The sequence below is a fragment of the Gracilibacillus oryzae genome, assembly GCF_009498735.1.
Classification (GTDB): domain Bacteria; phylum Bacillota; class Bacilli; order Bacillales; family Amphibacillaceae; genus Gracilibacillus; species Gracilibacillus oryzae.
In genome coordinates this window covers 198,955-219,895 of record NZ_ML762426.1, presented here as the reverse complement: position 1 = coordinate 219,895, position 20,941 = coordinate 198,955, and the positions used below count along the sequence as shown (strand labels likewise).

Annotated in this window: 33 protein-coding genes and 1 other annotated feature; of the genes, 7 read left to right on the top strand and 26 right to left on the bottom strand. The window is 37.7% G+C overall.

Going from position 1 to position 20,941, the window contains the following annotated elements; translation table 11 throughout:
* Window position 1: 1 nt before the first annotated feature.
* A complete protein-coding gene (locus F9U64_RS06480; RefSeq protein ID WP_153402190.1) occupies window positions 2–1,081 on the bottom strand; it encodes an NAD(P)H-dependent flavin oxidoreductase in 1,080 nt (359 codons plus the stop codon).
* A 160-nt stretch (window positions 1,082–1,241) separates the two neighbouring features.
* Here F9U64_RS06480 and F9U64_RS06475 point away from each other — a divergent pair, with 160 nt between their 5' ends.
* Window positions 1,242–1,649 (top strand): hypothetical protein, encoded by a 408-nt coding sequence (locus F9U64_RS06475; protein ID WP_228275604.1) that lies wholly within the window; start codon window positions 1,242–1,244, stop codon window positions 1,647–1,649.
* Between the two features lie 286 nt (window positions 1,650–1,935).
* Here the strand turns inward: F9U64_RS06475 and F9U64_RS06470 are convergent, their stop codons facing one another.
* From F9U64_RS06470 to F9U64_RS06400, 15 genes are all read right to left on the bottom strand, one after another.
* Window positions 1,936–2,844, bottom strand: coding sequence for an endonuclease/exonuclease/phosphatase family protein (locus tag F9U64_RS06470; RefSeq protein WP_153402189.1), 909 nt, complete (start codon window positions 2,842–2,844; stop codon window positions 1,936–1,938).
* A 249-nt stretch (window positions 2,845–3,093) separates the two neighbouring features.
* Window positions 3,094–3,579 (bottom strand): hypothetical protein, encoded by a 486-nt coding sequence (locus tag F9U64_RS06465; RefSeq protein ID WP_153402188.1) that lies wholly within the window; start codon window positions 3,577–3,579, stop codon window positions 3,094–3,096.
* The gene (locus F9U64_RS06460; RefSeq protein WP_153402187.1) at window positions 3,576–3,884 is read right to left on the bottom strand and encodes a hypothetical protein; all 309 of its coding nucleotides are present in this window, start codon (window positions 3,882–3,884) and stop codon (window positions 3,576–3,578) included. Before F9U64_RS06460 ends, F9U64_RS06465 begins: the two co-directional genes overlap by 4 nt.
* Before the next feature lie 36 nt (window positions 3,885–3,920).
* On the bottom strand, window positions 3,921–4,454 hold the full coding sequence (locus F9U64_RS06455; protein ID WP_153402186.1) for a GNAT family N-acetyltransferase: 534 nt from the start codon (window positions 4,452–4,454) through the stop codon (window positions 3,921–3,923).
* A gap of 104 nt (window positions 4,455–4,558) precedes the next feature.
* The gene (locus tag F9U64_RS06450) at window positions 4,559–4,717 is read right to left on the bottom strand and encodes a hypothetical protein (protein ID WP_153402185.1); all 159 of its coding nucleotides are present in this window, start codon (window positions 4,715–4,717) and stop codon (window positions 4,559–4,561) included.
* Window positions 4,718–4,730: 13 nt separating this feature from the next.
* A complete protein-coding gene (locus tag F9U64_RS06445) occupies window positions 4,731–5,210 on the bottom strand; it encodes an NUDIX hydrolase (RefSeq protein ID WP_153402276.1) in 480 nt (159 codons plus the stop codon).
* 35 nt (window positions 5,211–5,245) lie between these two features.
* Entirely contained in the window at window positions 5,246–5,602 is a 357-nt protein-coding gene (locus F9U64_RS06440) for an NIPSNAP family protein (RefSeq protein WP_153402184.1), read from the bottom strand.
* Between the two features lie 166 nt (window positions 5,603–5,768).
* The gene (locus tag F9U64_RS06435; RefSeq protein ID WP_153402183.1) at window positions 5,769–6,164 is read right to left on the bottom strand and encodes a group-specific protein; all 396 of its coding nucleotides are present in this window, start codon (window positions 6,162–6,164) and stop codon (window positions 5,769–5,771) included.
* Between the two features lie 89 nt (window positions 6,165–6,253).
* Window positions 6,254–6,724, bottom strand: a complete 471-nt coding sequence (locus F9U64_RS06430; protein ID WP_153402182.1) for a GNAT family N-acetyltransferase — start codon at window positions 6,722–6,724, stop codon at window positions 6,254–6,256.
* A 21-nt stretch (window positions 6,725–6,745) separates the two neighbouring features.
* Window positions 6,746–7,036 carry a hypothetical protein gene (locus F9U64_RS06425; protein WP_153402181.1) on the bottom strand — a complete coding sequence of 97 codons (291 nt, stop codon included), beginning with the start codon at window positions 7,034–7,036 and terminating at the stop codon, window positions 6,746–6,748.
* A 57-nt stretch (window positions 7,037–7,093) separates the two neighbouring features.
* Entirely contained in the window at window positions 7,094–7,453 is a 360-nt protein-coding gene (locus F9U64_RS06420) for a hypothetical protein (protein WP_153402180.1), read from the bottom strand.
* 2 nt (window positions 7,454–7,455) lie between these two features.
* Window positions 7,456–8,187, bottom strand: coding sequence for a nucleotidyltransferase domain-containing protein (locus F9U64_RS06415; protein WP_153402179.1), 732 nt, complete (start codon window positions 8,185–8,187; stop codon window positions 7,456–7,458).
* 14 nt (window positions 8,188–8,201) lie between these two features.
* The gene (locus F9U64_RS06410) at window positions 8,202–8,642 is read right to left on the bottom strand and encodes an NUDIX hydrolase (RefSeq protein WP_153402178.1); all 441 of its coding nucleotides are present in this window, start codon (window positions 8,640–8,642) and stop codon (window positions 8,202–8,204) included.
* Window positions 8,643–8,670: 28 nt separating this feature from the next.
* Window positions 8,671–8,991 (bottom strand): hypothetical protein, encoded by a 321-nt coding sequence (locus F9U64_RS06405; RefSeq protein WP_228275603.1) that lies wholly within the window; start codon window positions 8,989–8,991, stop codon window positions 8,671–8,673.
* Complete coding sequence (locus F9U64_RS06400; RefSeq protein WP_153402176.1) at window positions 8,961–9,383, bottom strand: NUDIX hydrolase; 423 nt, start codon at window positions 9,381–9,383, stop codon at window positions 8,961–8,963. The genes F9U64_RS06405 and F9U64_RS06400 overlap by 31 nt, the downstream gene beginning before the upstream one ends.
* Before the next feature lie 158 nt (window positions 9,384–9,541).
* On the opposite strand from F9U64_RS06400, the gene F9U64_RS06395 reads away from it, so the two are divergent.
* Both F9U64_RS06395 and F9U64_RS06390 read left to right on the top strand, forming a co-directional pair.
* Window positions 9,542–10,432 (top strand): alpha/beta fold hydrolase, encoded by an 891-nt coding sequence (locus tag F9U64_RS06395; RefSeq protein ID WP_153402175.1) that lies wholly within the window; start codon window positions 9,542–9,544, stop codon window positions 10,430–10,432.
* Window positions 10,407–10,937, top strand: coding sequence for a GNAT family N-acetyltransferase (locus F9U64_RS06390; protein WP_153402275.1), 531 nt, complete (start codon window positions 10,407–10,409; stop codon window positions 10,935–10,937). Before F9U64_RS06395 ends, F9U64_RS06390 begins: the two co-directional genes overlap by 26 nt.
* Here the strand turns inward: F9U64_RS06390 and F9U64_RS06385 are convergent.
* Complete coding sequence (locus F9U64_RS06385; protein ID WP_153402174.1) at window positions 10,934–11,599, bottom strand: hypothetical protein; 666 nt, start codon at window positions 11,597–11,599, stop codon at window positions 10,934–10,936. The genes F9U64_RS06390 and F9U64_RS06385 overlap by 4 nt on opposite strands.
* Window positions 11,600–11,720: 121 nt before the next feature.
* Window positions 11,721–11,970, top strand: a binding site (T-box leader).
* A 60-nt stretch (window positions 11,971–12,030) separates the two neighbouring features.
* Here F9U64_RS06385 and F9U64_RS06380 point away from each other — a divergent pair.
* The gene (locus F9U64_RS06380) at window positions 12,031–13,275 is read left to right on the top strand and encodes an MFS transporter (RefSeq protein ID WP_153402173.1); all 1,245 of its coding nucleotides are present in this window, start codon (window positions 12,031–12,033) and stop codon (window positions 13,273–13,275) included.
* A 36-nt stretch (window positions 13,276–13,311) separates the two neighbouring features.
* On the opposite strand, the gene F9U64_RS06375 is transcribed toward F9U64_RS06380, so the two are convergent.
* Entirely contained in the window at window positions 13,312–14,151 is an 840-nt protein-coding gene (locus tag F9U64_RS06375; RefSeq protein ID WP_153402172.1) for a DUF2785 domain-containing protein, read from the bottom strand.
* 193 nt (window positions 14,152–14,344) lie between these two features.
* Here F9U64_RS06375 and F9U64_RS06370 point away from each other — a divergent pair, with 193 nt between their 5' ends.
* The 3 genes from F9U64_RS06370 (at window position 14,345) to F9U64_RS06360 (ending at window position 17,503) form a co-directional block, all read left to right on the top strand.
* Window positions 14,345–15,259 carry a class I SAM-dependent methyltransferase gene (locus tag F9U64_RS06370; protein ID WP_153402171.1) on the top strand — a complete coding sequence of 305 codons (915 nt, stop codon included), beginning with the start codon at window positions 14,345–14,347 and terminating at the stop codon, window positions 15,257–15,259.
* 146 nt (window positions 15,260–15,405) lie between these two features.
* The gene (locus F9U64_RS06365) at window positions 15,406–15,921 is read left to right on the top strand and encodes an RNA polymerase sigma factor (RefSeq protein WP_153402170.1); all 516 of its coding nucleotides are present in this window, start codon (window positions 15,406–15,408) and stop codon (window positions 15,919–15,921) included.
* The gene (locus F9U64_RS06360; protein ID WP_153402169.1) at window positions 15,914–17,503 is read left to right on the top strand and encodes a DUF4179 domain-containing protein; all 1,590 of its coding nucleotides are present in this window, start codon (window positions 15,914–15,916) and stop codon (window positions 17,501–17,503) included. Before F9U64_RS06365 ends, F9U64_RS06360 begins: the two co-directional genes overlap by 8 nt.
* Window positions 17,504–17,805: 302 nt before the next feature.
* On the opposite strand, the gene F9U64_RS06355 is transcribed toward F9U64_RS06360, so the two are convergent.
* Genes F9U64_RS06355 through F9U64_RS06325 form a run of 8 tightly spaced genes read right to left on the bottom strand, consistent with a single transcriptional unit; the run spans window position 17,806 to window position 20,670 of the window.
* Window positions 17,806–17,961, bottom strand: a complete 156-nt coding sequence (locus F9U64_RS06355) for a hypothetical protein (protein ID WP_153402168.1) — start codon at window positions 17,959–17,961, stop codon at window positions 17,806–17,808.
* Complete coding sequence (locus F9U64_RS06350) at window positions 17,958–18,734, bottom strand: aminoglycoside phosphotransferase family protein (protein WP_153402274.1); 777 nt, start codon at window positions 18,732–18,734, stop codon at window positions 17,958–17,960. The genes F9U64_RS06355 and F9U64_RS06350 overlap by 4 nt, the downstream gene beginning before the upstream one ends.
* 20 nt (window positions 18,735–18,754) lie before the next feature.
* Window positions 18,755–19,273 carry a DinB family protein gene (locus F9U64_RS06345; RefSeq protein ID WP_153402167.1) on the bottom strand — a complete coding sequence of 173 codons (519 nt, stop codon included), beginning with the start codon at window positions 19,271–19,273 and terminating at the stop codon, window positions 18,755–18,757.
* A gap of 60 nt (window positions 19,274–19,333) precedes the next feature.
* On the bottom strand, window positions 19,334–19,522 hold the full coding sequence (locus tag F9U64_RS06340) for a DUF6366 family protein (RefSeq protein ID WP_153402166.1): 189 nt from the start codon (window positions 19,520–19,522) through the stop codon (window positions 19,334–19,336).
* Between the two features lie 59 nt (window positions 19,523–19,581).
* The gene (locus tag F9U64_RS23355) at window positions 19,582–19,707 is read right to left on the bottom strand and encodes a hypothetical protein (RefSeq protein WP_266095242.1); all 126 of its coding nucleotides are present in this window, start codon (window positions 19,705–19,707) and stop codon (window positions 19,582–19,584) included.
* Between the two features lie 35 nt (window positions 19,708–19,742).
* Complete coding sequence (locus tag F9U64_RS06335) at window positions 19,743–20,063, bottom strand: hypothetical protein (protein WP_153402165.1); 321 nt, start codon at window positions 20,061–20,063, stop codon at window positions 19,743–19,745.
* Complete coding sequence (locus F9U64_RS06330) at window positions 20,064–20,471, bottom strand: hypothetical protein (protein WP_153402164.1); 408 nt, start codon at window positions 20,469–20,471, stop codon at window positions 20,064–20,066.
* 10 nt (window positions 20,472–20,481) lie between these two features.
* Window positions 20,482–20,670 carry a hypothetical protein gene (locus tag F9U64_RS06325; protein ID WP_153402163.1) on the bottom strand — a complete coding sequence of 63 codons (189 nt, stop codon included), beginning with the start codon at window positions 20,668–20,670 and terminating at the stop codon, window positions 20,482–20,484.
* Between the last annotated feature and the right edge of the window lie 271 nt (window positions 20,671–20,941).

Sequence of the window (20,941 nt, the reverse complement as noted above, 5' to 3'; positions counted from 1 at the left end):
TTTATTCTCCCTTCTTTATTTTTTCGGCTTGAGATACGATATTATCCACCAATGATCGAACAGTTTGCGCTTTGGCTAAACCTGTGCTTTGTCCAGACCATAGCGACATAAAGGCTTTATTATTTTGAGCAGCAGCAGCTTTTCTGATATCTTGTGTCAATTTATTCTGAACTGGAAACGTCGGAAAAAAATTCTCATATTCCTGGAATAGCGAGATATAATCATTTTTCAAACCGCGCGCCCATTTTCCTGAAAACGTCCGAGTTAAGACTGTTTCCTCCCCAGCAGCATCTAGAACTGCTTCTTTATGTATCGAGTGTGCCCCACTCTCTTCACATGTCAAAAAAGCTGTACCCATCTGAACTGCCTGTGCTCCTAAACACTGTGCTGCCATTAGTCCTCTGCCATCCATAATTCCACCAGCTGCAATAACAGGAATTTTTATATTATCAACAACCTGTGGAACAAGTGACATCAAGCCAACAACACATTCGTCATCTTTGCTGAGAAAATTTCCGCGATGCCCTCCAGCTTCACTGCCCTGAACCACGACACAATCCATTCCTGCCCGTTCATTTTCCACAGCTTCTTTCACCGTTGTGGCAGTGCCGATAAGGACAATGTTATGCTGTTTCAACTGTTCTATTATTTCATCAGATGGGATTCCAAATGTAAATGAACAAACAGACACTTTTTCTTCCACTACTACCTGAACTTGCGCTAGAAAGTTTTCTAAAACGCTCTCATAATCCGGAATTTCCAGCTGATCTTTTTTCTGTATATTCAGTTGTGCACGAATCGGCTGCAGCAGTTTGTCGGCTAATTCGACTACACTTTCTGAGATATGAAACTCATTCGGAACAAAAAGATTGATACCAAACGGGCGATCTGTCAATTGTTTGATCTCTCTGATCTGTTCTCTGATTTTCTCTGGTGGCATATAACCTGCCCCAATCATTCCAAGCCCACCGGCATTGGAAACCTCTGCCACTAATTTGGATGTTGTCACACCACCAGCCATTGGTGCCTGGATGATTGGATATTTTATATTGAGATGTTTCGTAATGTGTTGGTAAAACATCAGGTACACCCCCACTTTCATTCCCAATATTGAATTATCTCCAATACTATTTCGATACGTTCTTGAAAATACCTTTATTTTGTTACCATTATTTTGTAACATATTTTGCCGTCATACGTCTATATAGAATAGCTAATATATCTCAAAAAGGAGGACATAGATGAAGATTCTGCCTATTCTCTTTTCCATTATGTTGTTGATTTCCTGTGGTAACCAGTCTTTATCAACAGTCGTTGATGACTATGATACCAGTCAATTAAGCAGTGAATTTACTAACAAAACAGCATATGAAATTGGAGCAAATGTCGAAGGAATGCCTATTTTCAAAAATACGGAGAAAGCTTTACAGCAGGCGAAAGTGGATTATCAAGCCGGCTTTGAAGCAACAGCGGAGGAATTTGAATTGGAGCCTGTCAGTCATAATAACTATAAACAGTATTTTGCATATGCCTGGCAACTAACTACTTCCGACTCAACTATTCAACAACAAGGTGTGGAAATTTCCAAATTTTTCGATATATACCAAAACAGCTTTCAGCATAAAAATAAACCAGATGTCGGTTTTTAGCATTGTGACACTTCCAACCTATTTTTCATTCTGCAGGCTCGGTTTCCTATCAAAACTATCCTGACGATCACTTGTTTTGATAGGTTTATCGCTTTTTCCTATCACATCTGTCCCGGCGGATACTTGTTTTGATAGGTTTATCGCTTTTTCTTATCAAAACGTACTCGGAACCTCCTCGTTTTGATAGGATACACTCTTTCTAAAAAGTTTCATCATTGTATCACTTACACATTGCTAATATAATAGGCTGTCAAGAGTTTATTCTCTCAACAGCCCAGACAAATAATCAGTAAGACAACGTCACATCTGCCATAACAGGATAGTGATCACTAGGGAATTGTCCTTTTTTCTCATCATTTATAATTTCAATCGAATGTGTCTCTATGTTTCCTTTCGCAAGCACCCAGTCAATTCGTTTTTCAGGCCCGCCACCAGTAGGATCATCGAAGCCATTGAATGTTCCCAGATTTTCATTGATTCTGACATCTGCCGTGTTCCACAGGTCATCGAAAGCATTTTCACTTGTTAAAGCTGTGTGGGGAGCGCTTTCCGGGCTTGCATTAAAATCGCCTGTCAAAAGAATCGGAAGTTCTGGATCAAAGTCCTGGATTTTTTCCACAATCAATTCTGCACTCTTTTCTCTCGCATTTTCTGATCTGTGGTCAAAATGAGTATTGATAACATAAAAGCTTTGCTGACTTTTCTTATCGAGGAACTTTGCCCATGTTACCATACGCGGAATTGTATTACCCCAAGTTGCGGAGCCGATTACTGCAGGAGTATCAGATAACCAGAAATGATCATATTCAAGCGGGGAATATTGCTTGTCATTATAAAAAATTGCGGAGTATTCGCCATTGCTTCCACCTTCACGCCCTAACCCAATCCAGCTGTAATTTTTCAGATTCGTTTCCAGATCCTGAAGCTGCTGATAGACAACTTCCTGTGTGCCGATAATATCAGGTTTGTGCTGGCGGATGAGTTTTTTAATTGCAGGAACTCGTTCTGCCCATGTGTGTGGTGATGGATCACTGTCATTCAGATACCTTAAATTAAAGGCCATCACCTGTAAATCAACTTCCTCCGCTTTGTCCGGTTTTCCGGACGCCTGCACTGTTGATGCGCTCGCAAAAGCACTGCTTACCAACACTGTTACCACTGTCAAGACAAAAACCGACTGTAATACTTTTTTCATTAACCATTCCTCCTTTTTTATGTACAATAAAAAGTATATAGGGGAAATGTTAACGCTGTATTAAAGAGAAGTTTAGTATATATTACAACAGTTTTTAATAGAAAGAGTTCTTCCACAACAAGGATCTCTAGGAAAAAAGGGGAAAATCGTTCTATACTATATTACGAATCGGTAAACAAGTTAGTGATTGATGACCTAGAAAAATTTACATAATTAACATAACGAAAGTAATTCCATTCTTTGACCTTGCTATGGTTTCACTTCTGTACCTTCTGGCTTGCCAATCATCAATTTTTCAATAGGAAGGGAGGTTATCACATCACCATTTAACTCTGTAATGATTGCCGTAAACGCACCCTCTTTCATCATTGCCTCTAAGTTATTCCGGGTCACTTCTTCAGTTACGATAAAATTGCTGCCTGTGCAAAAAAAAGGGACATCTGCGGGGAAGTTTATCTCTCCATTAAATATACTCCGACTGTCAATCGGCTCATAATATGACTGATCTACTATAGCTTCAAGATCTTTTGTAAGTTCAAAAGTCACCAGATAAGGTTTCACAGTCTCTTTGTTTTGCTGATTTTCCAAGCATACTTGTGGAGCTAATATATCTTCACTTTCTATATAAACCATACGGCTCTTATCTTCAATGATTGTTAATCTTTCCTTATCAGCCATTTCGTTACTGCAACCAAACAACAGAATAATAAATATTAATACCGGAAGTTTTCTCATAGACGATCTTCCTCTTTATTTTTGCCTTTCGTCTTTACAATCCCTAAAAACAAACAGATAACACTAATGATCCATACAAAACCTGTCGAATAAATCTGGCCAACTGGTTCAATATTGTGAAAAAAATAAGTACGCATTGCCAATAAAAATCCAGATCCCGCAGCCGCTAACAATACAAAATGTGCGGTGAATAAATCATAAGATGCAGCAGCATGTTTATTTTGCCTTCGCTTCATAACCGAGACGATAATTCCGATTAACATCAAGATGTTGAGTGCGATAATCAATGTTTGGAACAAATCCATAATCAGATCCCTCCATAATAGATATTTTACCTGTATCTAAACCTCCAACACACACCATTCACATATCTCTGTCATCCCTATCTTCTTATAAACCTTCCGTGCCACAGGATTACTATAAAAAAGATAAGGATATTTGCCCTCTTGTAAAAGCATATCAAATAACCCTGTTAAGACTTCCGTTCCAAATCCTCTGCCGCGATATTCAGGATTCGTGAAAACACCAATAATGATCGCGCTCTTTATCCCTTCTCTAATCGTAGCACAAGATGCTGCCATTTTATTATCAATACTTACATATGCTGTGCGATCATTAGTCGCCTTCAATCTCTCACTTTCCATTCTGATATAATCCGCTTTCTTTTCCGGTAAACTGCCAGTAAATTCGTCAGTTAAGTGAAACAAATCATACTGCATGCCAATTTCTTCGTCAGATCGGACGAGTTTCACCTCTAATTCCGGGTATTTTCTATTCGTTGATAGTTTCTTAACAACACCAAGATGGGATTTCCTGTTTCTTTTCACATCAACATAGGGGATAAACTTTTGAATGAAAGCCGCTGGTCCAGACAACTTATGGAACGATAATGTTTTTAACAGGTCACTATATGCATCTATCTTTCTATCTTGTCTGGAATAATAAGTGATATTGCCAAAATTATTCAGGACGATTGATACTAATACTCCCTCTTCATACTCCCCAAATACCTAAATTGATCACCGACATAATGGTTAACAGTTAAATCATTGATAATAAAATGATAATTATCTATTTCAGAGCCAAAAAGTCTGAGAACCTCATCATGATTAGCAATTGTTAACTGAGTAATGCCCATAAATTCCCCCCCGTTATTCCAAGACTGTCCACTCTTCATAAATCTCTGAATCTATGCCTAATTTTTTCGTTCTAAACCATTCAAACGTCTTCAGCACTAATGGAGAAGCATTTTCCAATGATACATCATGCTCAGAGACCCATATCGCACCAAGCGAATCTTGCCCATCGAATTGTTCGGGTACACTAAGCTTTCCTCCAACCTTCTTCACCGTATAATAAACAGCAATATGATGGACATCTGTATACTCTCCCCACATCCAGGGAAGCTTGAAGTCTACCACACCAATATTGTCCTTAATTTCAATTTCCAGACCGGTTTCTTCAAGAGATTCTCTTTTCATCGCTTCAGCTAAACCTTCTCCATCTTCCAGACTTCCTCCAGGCAGGTCAAAGCGATTAATATAAGGACCAGCATTTTTCTTAATCACTAATAACCTGCCTTCCTCAATTAATATGCCATAAACGCCAAAAGCTCGATGATATTTTTTCATACTCAAATTTATTCCACATCCCTACTGCTCAAGCTTTAATCGCAAATTGTTTTCTCTGGCGGAACAGTTGATTCAATAAAATCCTGTTCAATTTCCAAAAATACTTCTTTCAATTTCTCTTTCCCGCCCATTTTTTTATACCAGCTTTTTACAAGATCCACATGTTCTTTATCACTTTTTACATTTTTCTCAATCTCTTCATAATCTTCATAACTGTCATATTGCCAAATGGCAAAAATCTCAACAATCCCGTCCTTCTCTTTTGTCATCCACCTGCCAACTAGTCTGGCACCATACTTAAGCTGGGTCGGCAAAAGCGTTTTGTTAAAATGTTCGTTAAAACTTGCCAGCACACTCCGGTCAATCTGATACGTTTTTCTGCGGTAAATCATTGGATCCCCACCTTTTCACTTAATATCCTTCAATAAGTTTAGTTAAAATCCTGCTTTCATACCTGTTTTTTATGAAAAAAACTCTTCCTTCTAAACATTACCCGCTAAAAAAAGGCCGGTAACACCCGAGCTATGATTTTATGGTCATCAGATCACCGTAGCAGTCCTATAAGCCTGCATTTCTTTTTAAAGTTGCAACCAATCCATCAATGGATCCATTATATCTATTAACTTCAGGTAAATGATAAAACGTACTGGTAGTCTCGAAATGATTATATTCAGCGTTTTCTGAGTACAGATATATTCTTTTTCCCAGCCCTAGTGCCATCCCAAGTTCAATATGACTGCTTTTCCCTGCTGGTAATAAGATAATGAAAAAATCTGCTTCCATTACTGCATTTTTTTCTAGTGTTCCTATTTCTTTTAAATCCTCAATTGTTGTGGCCCTTTGATTTTGGGTCCAATCATATGTTTGAATAAAACCAGCGTCTTTTAGCTTATCGCTAACATGACGAACATTCTCTATGTTCTTGAAGCCTGAAGCAATATAAAACTTATACAATTATTTTCCCACCTTTTAGTTTGCTGGTATGGTTGCTCTGCATCTTTGGGGTCCTAAAAGATCGCTTGGCAACACTTCAAAATGTAAGATCACCTTCCCCTTCTCACCATTGTCATAAAATCTGCCGTTTCAGTTGAAATTCTCCCCTTTTTCACAAATCCAAGTTTGTGATATAAATGAATCGCCCTTCGATTAAACGTTGCAACAGATAATCTTAAGGAAACATCTGGATACTGTTGCTGGATATACTCAATGATAAAGGTACAAAAAGCATAACCATTCCCTTTCCCCGTGAACGCTGGTGCCATTCCCAAGCCGATATCGACACAGTTCTCATTATAGGCACCAATTTTATGTCCAGCCGGTATTTGGGCAGAAGTTCCAGTACATAAAAACCCGACAAGATCACCATGTTCATCCATAATCGCTCGATAGGAGCCTTCCAGCAGTTCACCCGTTTCTTCATCTTTATGATTATAAAAATCGTAAGGTTCTTCATATCTCCAGCCAGTTATTTCTCCAGCTGCATTTTCATCCATTTTCTCAATGGTTAGATGCATCTTAATCCTCCGTTCAGTGTATTAGTTAAAATCTACTTTCCGTTCAGTTTCAATATGGAGTTCTGTGTTGTACATCGGCGAATAGCCATTTACCCAAATCTCCTTTGTTCTCACATGAAAATCCCACATAGCGAAACCATGTCGCTCACTTGGATATGTCTGCAAGAGTTCAATTTTATTCTCATCATACTCACTTTTTAAGCTGTATTCTAATTGAAACTTGGAAATGGCTAAAACGGCAAGATAGGAGCAGATAATGATGGTACCTGTTAAAATAATTGCTCTCCCTTTTTTTGAGAAAAATCCGGTCAAGACGTAATCAGCAGAGTTATGATGATAATATAATCTGTGCTGTCAATAATATGAAAGTCAATCTCCCTTTTTATAAACGGATAAAGAAATGCTGCCCCGTTTCCAAGATAATCGATTAGTATTTGTCCAGACAATACAGTTATAGAAAAAAATCAGCCAGGTTTTTAGAAGTGAAAATTCTTTGATGAAGATGTAGAAGACTGCTGAAAATAATAAACCAAATAGAGGTACAGCAAGAATGGAGTGACCAAAGAAGTCGCCGAAATACTTAGGAATATCTGGTGCAATCGCACAGGTTCCGCCAAAGAGAAATATGATGAAACGCTTTTTCTTTGATCTGATTTCCTGGTTGAAGAGAAGGAAACAGATACATACACCCATCAAAAAATGCAGCAAAGTTGGCAATAAATGCCCCATATTTATCCTTCCCCTTTATCTGACTTTTTCCCTAAAGAAAACCCGTCAAATAACCTTCCGCCATATGGCGCCAACACTTGATCACACAACCGAACAACCTTGTCTTTTTCACCTGTCCTGTAATAACAATCAAATGCCTCCACGAATTTTTCCGTAATAACAGGATCATACTGACGTAACGCGCGAACAATCCATTTCGAAGAACCTATCCAGCAATTGTTCGTTCGCAGCACAAACTCATGCAACTGTTGCGCCAACTCTCCTGCAATGAATATTTCCTCCGCACGCCTATCACAGCCAATAAAATCATCCAGCATATCGGTGAGAAAATAACGTTTCAATGTTATCGTTTCTTCCGTCCAGCTCTCTGGACCTTTTTCCAGCATTTGTTCCGCTTCTGCTTTAATTGATGGTAATATTCCCTCATCTCTTAACACAATACCTTCTGCAACCATTCGCTGCATGGAGGGCTTGGCGCTTTGATAATCCATTTTAAAAAAGTGTTGATATGAAGAAAGATTATGTACAAAAATCTCGATCGGCCAGCCGAACTCCACTAATGATTCCCGATAAGATGAGTCAATCTTGTTATCAAAAATAACAATATCCAAATCGGATGTTTCCGTAGCTTCTCCTCTAACAACACTTCCAGCGAGAACTGCTGCTTGACAAGTCGGAAAAAATTCTTCGATAAATCGCTTTGCAGCATCACAAGCCGGTAATTTATTCCCCATGCTATTTCCTCCTATCACAAATATTGATGGATCAAATTTTTTATCAGTGGATTCAACTCATCTGGCAATTCCTTCATTGAGAAGAAATTTACTTCTAAAGATTCCACTCCATCTGGTTTTAGTTCACCAACTTTTATCTCTTTCGAAAGATAGACGATCGTTACAGGAAAAAATTCGTCACCATTTGGTAATCTAACAAGATACTGTTCACCTGACATCACATTTACGAGTTCCATCTCACCAATTTCTAATCCAGTTTCCTCAAATACTTCTCTTCTTCCAGCTTCTTCAGCACTCTCACCTAATTCCATAAATCCTCCCGGAACACCCCAACGTCCATCTGATCGCTTTTGTAACAAAATTTCCCCGTTCTCATTAACCACTCCAACCGCAACTCCAACAAGTATTACTGGTTGATTGCCAACAACTTTACGCAGATCTTCTACATAACCCATACTTTTTCCCCCTATGATAAGAGTCTATTTATGCTACGTTAGAATTCTGTAACATCTTAAATACCAGCCAACTTAAAAATGAAATCAGAGTGAACGAAAGACAAATAATCATTGGTGAAAAAGAGAATCCAAATGCTACCTCGCTTTGAAGTATCTCCACATTTTCATAACGAGCAGAAATATCTGGCGGGATCGTATTTTTACGATGAAACAATTGTATGATTGCTATAACTATTGCAATAACTACCACATGAATAACGATGGAACAAATTACTGACTTGATTAGTAATCTCATATTTTCTCCATTCCCCATAGCTTTTAACTGGTGATCGAATTCTGTAACATCCATTCTGCCAAAAATTCCAAATCCTCAGGAAAACTCAACTCTAATTCTTTTATTTCATCCATTGTTTTCCATGCGATTTCATGAATTAACTTATCAGGATCTTGAATCTGCATTTTCCCACCAATAATTTTGACTGAAAAATAATGTACTTCATAATCAATAGGAATGTTTGGATTACTGCCATTTTTGACTTTTATTTTTTCTTCCATCTCCACCATATACCCTGTCTCTTCCCAGACTTCTCTAACACAGCATGCTGCAAAAGTTTCTTCCCCTTCGCATCCGCCTGATGGTACTGACCATGTCTTCCTCTCATCAGGTTTCCCCTGTAAGACCATCAGTAATTTACCGCTTTCATTTATACATACACCTGCCGAACCTCGCCACTTCTCCATTTATCGCACCTCACAATTTTTTCCCAATATTCTGTGTTTACCAACCGTTACTACGTTCACTCTCAATTATTCCATAAATTAACTCTACAGGAAACCATCTATTTTTCAATAACAAACTATGATATTATGAAAATAAAAAAATTCAAGGGAGAAAAGGGATGAATAGAAAAGTCGCAACATTCACAATGGATCAATTTACGCTTGAATACTCTATTATTGGAGAAGGTGAGCCGATTCTTTTATTTCATGGCGGGCATTCCAATTGCTCGGAGGAATTTGGCTATAATGCGCTAGTGGAAGCAGGATTCTCAATTATTACCCCTTCACGAGCTGGTTATGGCAAAACTTCACAGCAAATCGGAGAAAATCTGGCAACAGCATGTGAACACTACAAAAAATTATTAGACTATTTACAAATAGAGCAGGTACATGTTTTAGCGATATCAGCAGGCGGGCCAAGCGGTATTTATTTTGCAGCACACTATCCGGAATATGTCCGAACGCTCACATTACAATCAGCTGTTACAAAAGAATGGCTCACCCCAAAAGATATGGAATATAAAGCAGCGAGAGTTTTGTTCCATCCCAAAACAGAGAAATACACATGGAAAATGATTGCGACAATGAATAACATCTTCCCCGGCTTTATTTTCAGACAAATGTTCCCATCATTCAGTCTGCTTAAATTCCGCGATGCAAAGGCAAAATTCAGTGAGACAGATGTGGAAGAAATCAGGAAAATGAACAACCGCCAACGTTCAGGCCATGGTTTTTTCATCGATTTAGAACAAGTGAATACAATCACAACAGAAGATTTGCATGCAGTGAAGTGCCCCACTCTTATTATGCACAGTAAACATGATGGGTCGGTTCCGCCTGAGCACCCAGAGTTGGCTCATAAACTTATCTCAAGCTCAGAACTGCATATAGTGGATTCATGGGGCCATTTGATTTGGCTTGGTAATACAGCCAGAGAGACAGATCGTATTTTAATCAATTTTCTTAAGAAACAGGCAGGTGGGAATTTTGCAGAAACTATATCTAATTAAACCAACCATCGAATATAAAACAGCATACCTTTCCTTTTATCAGGAGTGGAAGGACAGCGGTGAAACTATGGTGCCATGGGTAATCGGCAAGGATCCTTCCCATTTCGAAAAAATGCTTGAATCACTCTATCAATCAGAACGTGGTGAGAATCTGCCGGAAAACTGGGTGCCTGATTCAACCTATTGGTTAGTGAATGAAGACAAAGAAGTGCTTGGTGTTGTAAATATCCGGCATCGTCTAACATACCAGCTATTCCAGTCTGGCGGTCATATCGGCTATGGAATCAGACCATCAGAAAGACGCAAGGGTTATGCCACAACACTTTTATCATTAGCATTAGAAAAAACAAAAGAACTAGGATTGGGAAAAGTCTTGGTTGTTTGTGTTGAGACAAATATTGGTTCAAAGAAAACGATTCTGAAAAATGGTGGAATACAGGATGATGACTTTATGACGGATGATGCTAATGTTGTGAACCGTTTTTGGATTACTACAAGTAATTAAGTGCCAGACATTACGTACAAATACAGCCATAGCAAAACAAAAGAGAAACTGCAGGCGAAAAACAAAGTAATCACAATTATTTTGCTTTTTCGCTGTCCTTTCACAGGCGTCACCTCATTCTTTTTTCTTCTTACTATAACAATTCCCAGAATAACCGCCAAGCCGAAAATAATCAGCCCACTTATTCCAATAATATCTGCCTGAAATGTGAGCCAGTTTTTCCATCCAACTGTACCCTCTTCATCTGGGAACAATGCTTCATTGCCCTTTATTTCCACATCCTCCTCCACTTTTTGGACAGGGCTGCATGGACTGTTCTGATATTCTCCATTCTCCTCATTAAGATAAATGAGGTATTTCTGTCCTTTTTCAAAATCCGTTCCCCAGGTGAAATCAGCAGTAAAAGTCAGCTGTGACGGAACACCCTGCTTCCAGCTTTTCTCTGCTTCCAGCCATACATAGCGAAACGGCTCCTCTTGCTGAAAAAATATATCTAATCCTGTAAAGTCATTCACATCCAGAACACTTCCAATAACAGCGAGATCATAATGATCAATAACAGGTTCTCTTACTTCTTCACAACTTAAAGCTTTCGCACTGAGCGGAAATATGAATATACCAATCCACATAACCAGCAGTATAGACACCCACTGTTTTTTCACAACTGCATTGCCTCCCCATATTGTTGCAATCTTAATCAATTAGACGGTTTGTGGGGAGAAAAGTTACGAAAACTTATTTACAATACCTATTCCAAATGATAATCTAGATAAAATTAAATAGTAATTGACAATGAAGAGAAGAGTAGATAGAAAGAATTCATAACAGAGAGCTTCGGCAGCTGAAAAGAAGCATGAATGATTTTATTGAACCAAGCCTCAGAGTTTCACACTGGATTTAGAGAATGATAGTGTGACAGGAGCTCCTGTTATTGAGCTAGAGTAAAGCTGTTGCTGTACTTGAAGAGGTTAATATGGCGACATATTCACAAACTGGGGTGGCACCGCGATTCAGATACAATCTCGCCCCCAAGGCTTAAAGTCTTGGGGAGCGGGATTTTTTTATTGTTTAAAAAAACAAGGGAGGGAATTACATGAATTGGAAAGAGAAGAAGACAATATGGAAGTATCGTTTTATTTTACTCTTTGGAATTGGTATATCCAATATTGGAGAATGGGTCTACTTTATTGCGCTCAACCTAATCGTTCTGGATATGACTGGATCACCTCTTGCGGTTTCCGGATTGTATATCATGAAACCACTTGCTGCTCTCTTTACAAACTTTTGGGCAGGCAGTCTTGTCGACCGCATAAACAAACGTAAGCTGATGATTTTCTTAGATATGGTGCGAGCTGTTCTTATTATGTTATTGCCTGCTTTCCCGTCGATACTTTTTATCTATCTGATAGTCTTTATGATTAACATGGCCAGTGCCTTGTTTGAGCCTGCAAGCATAAGTTATCTCACAAAACTGATACCTGAAAAAGACAGAAAACAATTTAATTCTCTTCATAGTGTATTAACATCAGGTGCATTCTTACTTGGGCCAGCTATTGCGGGATTCTTATTTCTGATTGGTACACCTGTAATTGCCATCTATGTAAATGTACTTGCATTATTCATTTCTGGTACGATCACATGCTTTATGCCAAATGTAGAAACGAAAAACAACACCATTCCATTTGAAAAAGTATCGATCGCGCTTTTAAGAAAAGATTGGGAAGTTGTTGTGCAATACAGCAGCAAAAATCGGTATGTACTGATTGTATATGGATTATTTAGTTTTGTGATGGTGGTTATGGCAAGTGCGGTTGATTCTTTGGAAGCAGCTTTTGCGAAGGAAGTTTTGCTATTAAAAGATAGTGAGTATGGGCTGTTAGTCTCTATTGCAGGTGCAGGAATTCTCTCAGGTGCTGTTCTCAATTCTATTATTGTCAAACATGTGCCAATAACATGGTTAATTGGTCTTGGAACAATGTTTGTTTCATCAGGATATGTGATTTACGCCATTTCAGAAACATTGTTTATGGCAGGTAGCGGATTTTTTATTTTGGCTTTTTTCCTTTCTTTTTCCAACACAGGGTTTCTTACTTTTTATCAGAACAATATCCCCACAGAAATGATCGGGAGGGTTGGCAGTATTTATGGACTGATGGAAGCATTTATCACCATCATAGCAACTGGCTTGATGGGAATTGCCACTCAATTTATATCTATTCAGATGACTGTGATGATCGGCGTAATTTTCATGGTATTATTTTCTGTTATGCTACTTATCATCAGTTTCTATCCTTCTGGAAAACATTATATGGAAACAGTAAAAACCATTCAGCACTAAAGCTTGAATGGTTCTACTACATCTGAAAACACTTTTTTAATCATTTGACTGATAAAGTCTCATATGCCACTGTTCCAGCACACAGGCAATACTCCTTGTCAGTTCAGGAAATTGATTCTTGTATAATAACCGGAAATAACATGATCGGAAAAAATGAATAACATCAGACTTTTTCATCAAAAAACCAGGATAAAAATCTTCTGACTCCAAAAAGTGATGTAATGTTTCAGAAATTTCTTTTATCCATGAAATAAGCTTATCCTCACTCGCCCCTTTCGTTATCAGGGCTTCCATTACAAAAACAAGCCGCTCGTCTTCATCATCAATAAAAGGAAGATTATTTTCTTTTTGCTTGAATAAAGCTGCTTTCAAAGCATCAAGACATTCTGAAGTATAACCAATCGTAAAACAGGGATGATTCACTGCTGCTGTTAATAAATCCGCTCCATGGGCAACACTGTGTGCCCACCCCTTATCCTGGACAAAACCCCGCACATCTTCTTCCAACTTTACATAGCAAATGCTGTCTTCGATTACCTTCAGAACAAGTTCATCAGCTAGGTTCCGGTTTACCGTATCTTTTTCCAGAATAAGAACAATCACCAATGCTGAAAAAGAACGTGTAAAAACAGAATCATCGTTTTTCACACCTATCTGATAGAATAGCCTTTTTCTGCAACCCTCTAATATATGGATCTCCTGTTCTTTGCTCAAATAATTTTCCATGATCAAATTACCAAAAGTCTGATAAATTAATTGATCTCGCAATTCCGAATCTGTTGATCCAATGTTGTTCAGCATCTCCTCTATCAACAGATCCAGCTTATCGTTATCTGCATCCAAATCACATCGCTTAAGTCTCGACTTTAAGGTCATAATATTCCCCACTTTCTTATAATTAACATAGCATTTCTCATACTTATAATCTATTAACTTTCCTTCCTGAATTATCCAATCAAAAGATTTGACAAAAAAATTCAATTGTGCTATTATTCACATAAACCATTTTTACTGTTATTATAAGATTCTCCCGGCCGGGGGAATCTATTTTTTTATGGAGGAATTTGATATGAAAAAGAACGAGTCCAGCATGACTTCTCTTGTATCAGCGTTTGTCCGAGCCTATCACAGTAAAAATGATTCACCGAAGATTTTTGACGATTTTCTTGCAGAAGAATTCATTTCTCAAGAAGAATTCAAGTCTATCAGTAAAAGTATGATAGATGGGATCCCATTTTTCAACCAGGAAATCGCCCATAAGTGGAAAGAAAATCCTGAGGAAATATTAAAATGGATTGTGCAAGTCCAGCTTTCCCCGACACCTTTAGCACGTGCTGCTTACTGTGAGAAAGTGTTGCTGCATGAACAAAAATTAGGGGTAAAGCAGTACGTTATCCTTGGTGCAGGGTTAGATACATTTGCCTTTCGATACCCTGAATCTGAAAATAGCTTAGCAATATACGAACTGGATCATCCAGCAACACAGAAAATGAAACAGCAAAGAATAAACGATAACAAACTTCATGTCCCAGGAAATATTCATTTTATTCCTACTGATTTTACCGATACATTTTCCTACAAGTCCCTTACAGATCAAGGTTTTGCCAACAACAAAACATTCTTCAGCCTGTTGGGCGTTTCCTATTATTTAACCAAAGAACAGAATAAAAACCTGATTTATCACTTGTTTACTAATGTTCCTTCAGGCAGTTCCATTGTTTTCGATTATGCAGATGAAACCTTATTTACAGAAAAAGGAAAATACAACAGAGTGGATAATATGGTAAAAATGGCTGCGGCCAGCGGGGAACCGATGAAATCTAGTTTTACTTTTACAGAAATCGAGAAAATGCTAGAAAGTGCTGGTCTGCTAGTCTATGAACATTTAACACCGACCAAAATTAATGAACAATTCTTTTCAAACAGAACAGATTACTTAACTGCTTTCGAGACAATTCATTACATCCACGCTGTAAAAAAATAAAATCCGACTTATTGAGCCTCTCACATTGGTTGAGAGGCTTATTTAAAATGGAAATTACATCTTCTGTTTAGAACATTTTTTTTAAAGTGAACTATTTGCCATAAGAAATTGTTACTAGTGTAGATACAAAAAAAGGAGGTGGAATGATGGAACAGGTCACTAACGCAAAAGCATTATTCCAAAAATATTATAAAGACGTCTTTCGTGCATGCAATTATTTGGTTCACAATACACATGATGCAGAAGATCTTTGCCAGGAGGTTTTTGCAAAAGCGCTAACTGCAGATTTTCAGTCGATCGAAAATCAGAAATCCTGGCTGCTCAGTATTGCGATGAATATGTCACGAAACTACTTGAAGAAAAGTAACAGAATGATTGTAAAAGATACGGTTCAGCTCTTACCTTTTAAAAATAAGCCAGCAATAGAAACTAGTGAACATAGAAGTGAACTAGCCGAACTGATGAAAAAACTGCCTGTTCGAATCAGGAAAGTCATGATATTGAAATATGTGCATGAATGTAAAGATAAAGAAATAGCAGAAATTCTAAAGATCCCTGAAGGAACAGTTAAATCGAGACATTTCAAAGGAAAAAAATTAATCAAAACACTGTTTCAAGACGACAAAAACTTTTTTCTAGAATGGAGGAGTAGCTTTGAATAATCTCTCAGATATTTTTAAAAAGCATGTAAAAAAAGATGATCATCATATACCTGAGGAGGATGATATGTGGAATAAAATACTGATTAAACAACAGAAAAAAGAACGGTCCAGTAAGAAATTAAAAGTAGCTATCCCTGCGATTATATTCGCAATTGTTCTTACCTCAACACCAGTTATAGCTGCATACTCTAGCGAAATTATGGACTGGATGCATAAAGTGAATCGACCAGGTGTCATCACATCATTAGAGAATGGATTTGGACAAGAGATTAATCAAACAAGCGAAAATGATTTAGGAACTTTAACTGTTCACAATGTAGTGACAGATCGAAATGGAACAACGATTAATTTCAGTTTAGAAAAGGAACACAGCCAAGATGTCAGCGCAGCCCAATTTGATCAGGCGACGCTTGTTAATCCGGATGGAAGTGAAACAACTTTAGAGGCAACTGCTGTATATGAAGAAAGTGCTGGAAAAATTGTAGGCTTCCTTCATACAGAGAAAGAAATTCAAGCAGATGAGTCTGTTACCCTTAACCTCTCAGGCTTGCAGGAGTTCGAAATTAAGAAAATAGATTTATCTGATGATCAAGTTGTAAATATGACCTCAATCCCCATTAAAAAAGATGGGATCTCACAAATAAACATTCTAAATAATGATCATAGTAATGGTATCTATCAATTACATTATCTAATTGAATTAGATGAACTAAACGAAACGGATTTTGCCAACTTAAATTTTCAACTTAATGGGGAAACTGTGGAGAGTTCACGTGTTGTATATAAACGACCTGAACCAAATGTGATAAAGATTGGAGAATCTCTACAAATCGCTCAAGATAAAATCAATGAACTGGATCTATCATTAGAGTACCAGGATACTTTAGCCTATCACCCGGCATCATGGTCAGTGGATTTTGTATACAATCATGACCTTGCCCAAAAATCTACCTTTGTGATGGATGTCGATGAAGAAGTAGAACTAGGAAGCCGCTTGCTTCAATTTACAGAATTAGCGATTACTCTAACTGAAGCCAGACTTTATTATGATGAGGAGAAGATCATTAGTAAAGAAGTTTTTGTCAATTACAATACAATGAAACTGCAGATCGGTGATCAAGAATGGGATGGTTATTTTTCTGGAGAGGATTACTTAACTTTTGAAACGGAAAGTGTGTTAAATGATATAGATGAACAATCCATTTCACTCGCTTTAGAAGATGCTAAAGTCTCTTATGAAGGTTCTGAGCAAGACAAGGTTCTGTTGGAGAACATTTCGAATGAACCAAAAACAGTGGAAACGAAAGTGAATGGATATCCAGTTGAATTTACGTATTATCTTGATGGTAGCAGCTTAACTGTCGAATCAAGAAGTGAAGATAATCGATTTGCTCTTATTTCGCAAAGTGTGATTTATGAAGGTGATAAGAGAATTTTCGCTGATAGTCGCTCTAATGACGGATTAAATGGAAGCAATAAACAAGTAGAGACATTTACTGATATTAATGAACAAGATCTTACCTTACATGTCTTTCTCTATTCCATTTATGAAGATCGGTCAGAAATAGTGAAACTTAAATAGTGATTTGGAGGAGCCAACTATTTGCTGAGAATGGTTGGTTTTTTTTTTGTTTTTTTCAAAACTTCCATTTGATTTCTTTCTATAGACTCCATCATCACACAGCACCCCCTCGATGTATTTGAACAAACAACAACCTTGAGTTCCTCATTAGGATAAAAAGCTAAAAGGAAGCTTACACAAGGTCATAGCCTATTACATGTTATTTACTAATTTACTCATTCTCCTTTTCTTTCCTGCTTCCATACCCATAGAAACTTCCATGATCACCTTTTTGCGATATTCTTAACTAAGCAATTGATCGTTTAATAGCACGCCCCTTTACAGGTAATGAGTATATATTTGGTAAAAATAAATCCAAGCGCTGGATCTTTTGGCAGAGCATCCAATTCAAAAGCCGGCGCTGTCTCAAAAATGGTTGCAGACTTAAATAATTTCCTCTTTATCTCAGCTGCCTTCACAGCCTGACCTCCCAATTATAATCTTTTATAGGAGAATAATGATGGATAATATCCAAAAGCAGTTTCGAATTGCCTGATGACACACCTTCAGCTGACCTTGCTCCAGCTATAATTGGAGCCCATTGCAAAATTTCGGTCTTTAGTAATCCGCTTTTTTCACAATAGATTTGCAGATACATCTCCGCTAATTCCGCTGAAAATTGGGAGTAAAGCAGATAGGAACGGTAAATATCTGCGCGGATATCTCCTGCAGTGGAATCCACCCAATAAATTATCGAAACTCCAGTGTCTGTCATAATCAAATTAAACAAGTGAAAATCCCCATGACAGAGTCTGTTTTCATATGTCAGTGCATGCAATTTTTTTATTAGATAATTTTTATTCCATTTTCCCACGAGAGGAGATCTCTCGATTTGATGTTGAAGCTTTTCCTGCATTGATTCAAGGTTATCTGGAATAATCTGATGCAATTTTTGTTGAATATCAACGGAGAGAGATAAATAATATTCCGCATTTTCCCTATCTTCTAATAATAACTCTCCTAGAGTCTTTCCTTTGATATATTCCATTACAATCGCTTGTTTGCCATTGATCTTCGTCACATCAAACACTTTAGGCACAGCCAGTCCGCATGAATAGGCATATGTTTGTTTATCAGCTTCATAGGAGGACTCTGTATCTGGTAAACAATCGTTAAAAACCTTGACAATGCAGTCCTTACATAGATAGATTTCTGCTGTATTCCCTTTTGCTATGGGTGAACCTAAGTTTATATCATATTTCATAGTATTCATCATCCCTTCCCATACCACTTTCTAAGTTGATTAATATGAGCCTGATGATAGCGGTTGTGATCAGCCATATGCCATAATCCCCACCGAATCGTTGCTTGCTTTTCATTTTCATGCCCAAATGTCACAACTTTCTCTAGTTCATTATCCGATAATTGTATACACGTTTCAGCTAACAATGATATAACTGATTGATAATCTGATATGAGGCTGTTTAATGACACTCCTTGAACCATGGGAAGTCGGTTGTTCTTATCTAACATTGGTCCGTATTTTTGTTTTAGAGACTTGGGAATTGGCTGGTCTTTGATGCGATACACCCAATTAATATCAACATATGTAAGGTGTCTGATTAATTGTGCCGTACTATTATACTCTTGGTTAGGTCCCTTGTAATCGACTTCCTGCTGAATCATTCCACTTGTGATCCATTGCAGTCTTTCCGTATTTTCTTTAACCATGGAATATAACATGCCCACAATTGGTGCCATTTTTGCTTCCCCTTGCAAATCGTAAAACATTCGTATTTTCCCCTTTATCCTATCTTATTTTCTATTTTTCATTAGGTGTTTGTCTTCTATCTAGAAAAATACTTGATAAATAATAAATGCTGCAATAATTACAATAATAATAATGAAAGTGCCTTTCCAACCAATACCGCCGACTAAATCCTGTAATCCACTGCCATGCACACTGCTGGAGGGCTGCTTTAATTCTTCCTGTCTCATTCTCTCTCTTCTTTCTTCAGGTGTTTCTTTCTCTTTGTTCATTTTATCGCCTCCATACTTTTGAATACGAAAGATACCTGGAGAAAGTTTCATCCAATCGTCTAATTTCTTGGATGATCACTGTACAGTTTCAGTCCAGTTGCGCCAACAACTAAAGAAAATACATAGAAAATTTCCATGTTCGAACCACCAACATCTGTAATTAACCAGAAGACTTCCAGAAACATGTTAAATACTCAAAACATATAAGTCCCTGCCACTTTCATTCTAACATCCCCTTCAACCAAGCGATTAACCAATCTAACAATGTCCCCCACAACATTAACAACGGCGGAAAAAAGAAAACAGTAATTACTAAATTCCCATAAAAACTGACTCTTTCCACAGCTCGAAACAGTGGAGTTTCTGGCACAGGTTTTGCTACCTTCCAAAACCGGCCAGCAATACTCCAAACAAAGCCAATCAATCCAAGCCCGTAAAAAACAAACAACTCTGATCCATATACCCTCACACCAGCAATCCCACTAATAATCGCTGCAAGAAAAAATACCGCGCCAGTCCATCCAAATATTTTGCGGACCATCTAATCCCTCCGTATATTTTTTAACTTTATTCTTAATAACTCATCAACTAACCAGAAGAAAAATGCTACTATCACGGCAAATACAATCCCTGCATCGACTTCTAATCCCAACAAAGGAATATTATTGTTTAGTACACCGATCAAACCAAATAGGAATGCAAACAGAATATGCACAAGAAAAGCGATCAGCATACGCACCCTCCCGATGAAACGCTTACTTATAAAGTCGGAGAAAAAACTCACAGGAACCCCGTACAGTAAAATGTATGGGGATGCCATAAGGACACCGATTCCTGTCAGCATCAACATTCCGAGAGGCCATTGCCATACATCAAAAAAGGCTGCAACAATAACGAACATGGAAAGTGGAGACGCTACCAATGTCATCAACAATTTTCGTTTAATCACCTGAATCCCCCTAGTTTAGCAAACTAACAATTACTCCAATAATAGAAATGATACCGAAAACGCCAAATAAGATAAAGCCAAGAACCTTTATCGGAACAGGAAGTTTTCCTCCTCTTTTTGCCGGCAGTCCCTGATGCTGTCGCAGGTGGTCGGTGGCATCATTGATAGGTTTCTCAGAATCATAAGAATGTTTAGTCAATGGAATCACCTTTCTGTGTTAATATTTTTCCTTCCCTCTATCCTAACATAATATTCCATAAATGTTATTGTCCTTATAAAAAAGACGATCCATTCGACCGTCTGGTAAATACTTTATTCTAATCCGCTAAAACAACTGTTTTGTGATAAGACATGATAGGTTAACTGCTTCAACTATCATATCTGCACTGCCTTGCAGAAGTTTTGATAGGATAACCGCTTCTAACTATCATATCTGCACTCCCTTGCAGAAGTTTTGATAGGATAAACGC

Excerpts from the sequence above, each read along its gene's own strand:
- F9U64_RS06480 (WP_153402190.1), bottom strand. The coding sequence starts at position 1,081 with ATGTTTTACCAACACATTACGAAACATCTCAATATAAAATATCCAATC.
- F9U64_RS06475 (WP_228275604.1), top strand. The coding sequence starts at position 1,242 with ATGAAGATTCTGCCTATTCTCTTTTCCATTATGTTGTTGATTTCCTGT.
- F9U64_RS06470 (WP_153402189.1), bottom strand. The coding sequence starts at position 2,844 with ATGAAAAAAGTATTACAGTCGGTTTTTGTCTTGACAGTGGTAACAGTG.
- F9U64_RS06465 (WP_153402188.1), bottom strand. The coding sequence starts at position 3,579 with ATGAGAAAACTTCCGGTATTAATATTTATTATTCTGTTGTTTGGTTGC.
- F9U64_RS06460 (WP_153402187.1), bottom strand. The coding sequence starts at position 3,884 with ATGGATTTGTTCCAAACATTGATTATCGCACTCAACATCTTGATGTTA.
- F9U64_RS06450 (WP_153402185.1), bottom strand. The coding sequence starts at position 4,717 with ATGGGCATTACTCAGTTAACAATTGCTAATCATGATGAGGTTCTCAGA.
- F9U64_RS06445 (WP_153402276.1), bottom strand. The coding sequence starts at position 5,210 with ATGAAAAAATATCATCGAGCTTTTGGCGTTTATGGCATATTAATTGAG.
- F9U64_RS06440 (WP_153402184.1), bottom strand. The coding sequence starts at position 5,602 with ATGATTTACCGCAGAAAAACGTATCAGATTGACCGGAGTGTGCTGGCA.
- F9U64_RS06430 (WP_153402182.1), bottom strand. The coding sequence starts at position 6,724 with ATGCATCTAACCATTGAGAAAATGGATGAAAATGCAGCTGGAGAAATA.
- F9U64_RS06420 (WP_153402180.1), bottom strand. The coding sequence starts at position 7,453 with ATGGGGCATTTATTGCCAACTTTGCTGCATTTTTTGATGGGTGTATGT.
- F9U64_RS06415 (WP_153402179.1), bottom strand. The coding sequence starts at position 8,187 with ATGGGGAATAAATTACCGGCTTGTGATGCTGCAAAGCGATTTATCGAA.
- F9U64_RS06410 (WP_153402178.1), bottom strand. The coding sequence starts at position 8,642 with ATGGGTTATGTAGAAGATCTGCGTAAAGTTGTTGGCAATCAACCAGTA.
- F9U64_RS06405 (WP_228275603.1), bottom strand. The coding sequence starts at position 8,991 with ATGGATGTTACAGAATTCGATCACCAGTTAAAAGCTATGGGGAATGGA.
- F9U64_RS06400 (WP_153402176.1), bottom strand. The coding sequence starts at position 9,383 with ATGGAGAAGTGGCGAGGTTCGGCAGGTGTATGTATAAATGAAAGCGGT.
- F9U64_RS06395 (WP_153402175.1), top strand. The coding sequence starts at position 9,542 with ATGAATAGAAAAGTCGCAACATTCACAATGGATCAATTTACGCTTGAA.
- F9U64_RS06380 (WP_153402173.1), top strand. The coding sequence starts at position 12,031 with ATGAATTGGAAAGAGAAGAAGACAATATGGAAGTATCGTTTTATTTTA.
- F9U64_RS06375 (WP_153402172.1), bottom strand. The coding sequence starts at position 14,151 with ATGACCTTAAAGTCGAGACTTAAGCGATGTGATTTGGATGCAGATAAC.
- F9U64_RS06370 (WP_153402171.1), top strand. The coding sequence starts at position 14,345 with ATGAAAAAGAACGAGTCCAGCATGACTTCTCTTGTATCAGCGTTTGTC.
- F9U64_RS06365 (WP_153402170.1), top strand. The coding sequence starts at position 15,406 with ATGGAACAGGTCACTAACGCAAAAGCATTATTCCAAAAATATTATAAA.
- F9U64_RS06345 (WP_153402167.1), bottom strand. The coding sequence starts at position 19,273 with ATGTTTTACGATTTGCAAGGGGAAGCAAAAATGGCACCAATTGTGGGC.
- F9U64_RS06340 (WP_153402166.1), bottom strand. The coding sequence starts at position 19,522 with ATGAACAAAGAGAAAGAAACACCTGAAGAAAGAAGAGAGAGAATGAGA.
- F9U64_RS23355 (WP_266095242.1), bottom strand. The coding sequence starts at position 19,707 with ATGTTTCTGGAAGTCTTCTGGTTAATTACAGATGTTGGTGGTTCGAAC.
- F9U64_RS06335 (WP_153402165.1), bottom strand. The coding sequence starts at position 20,063 with ATGGTCCGCAAAATATTTGGATGGACTGGCGCGGTATTTTTTCTTGCA.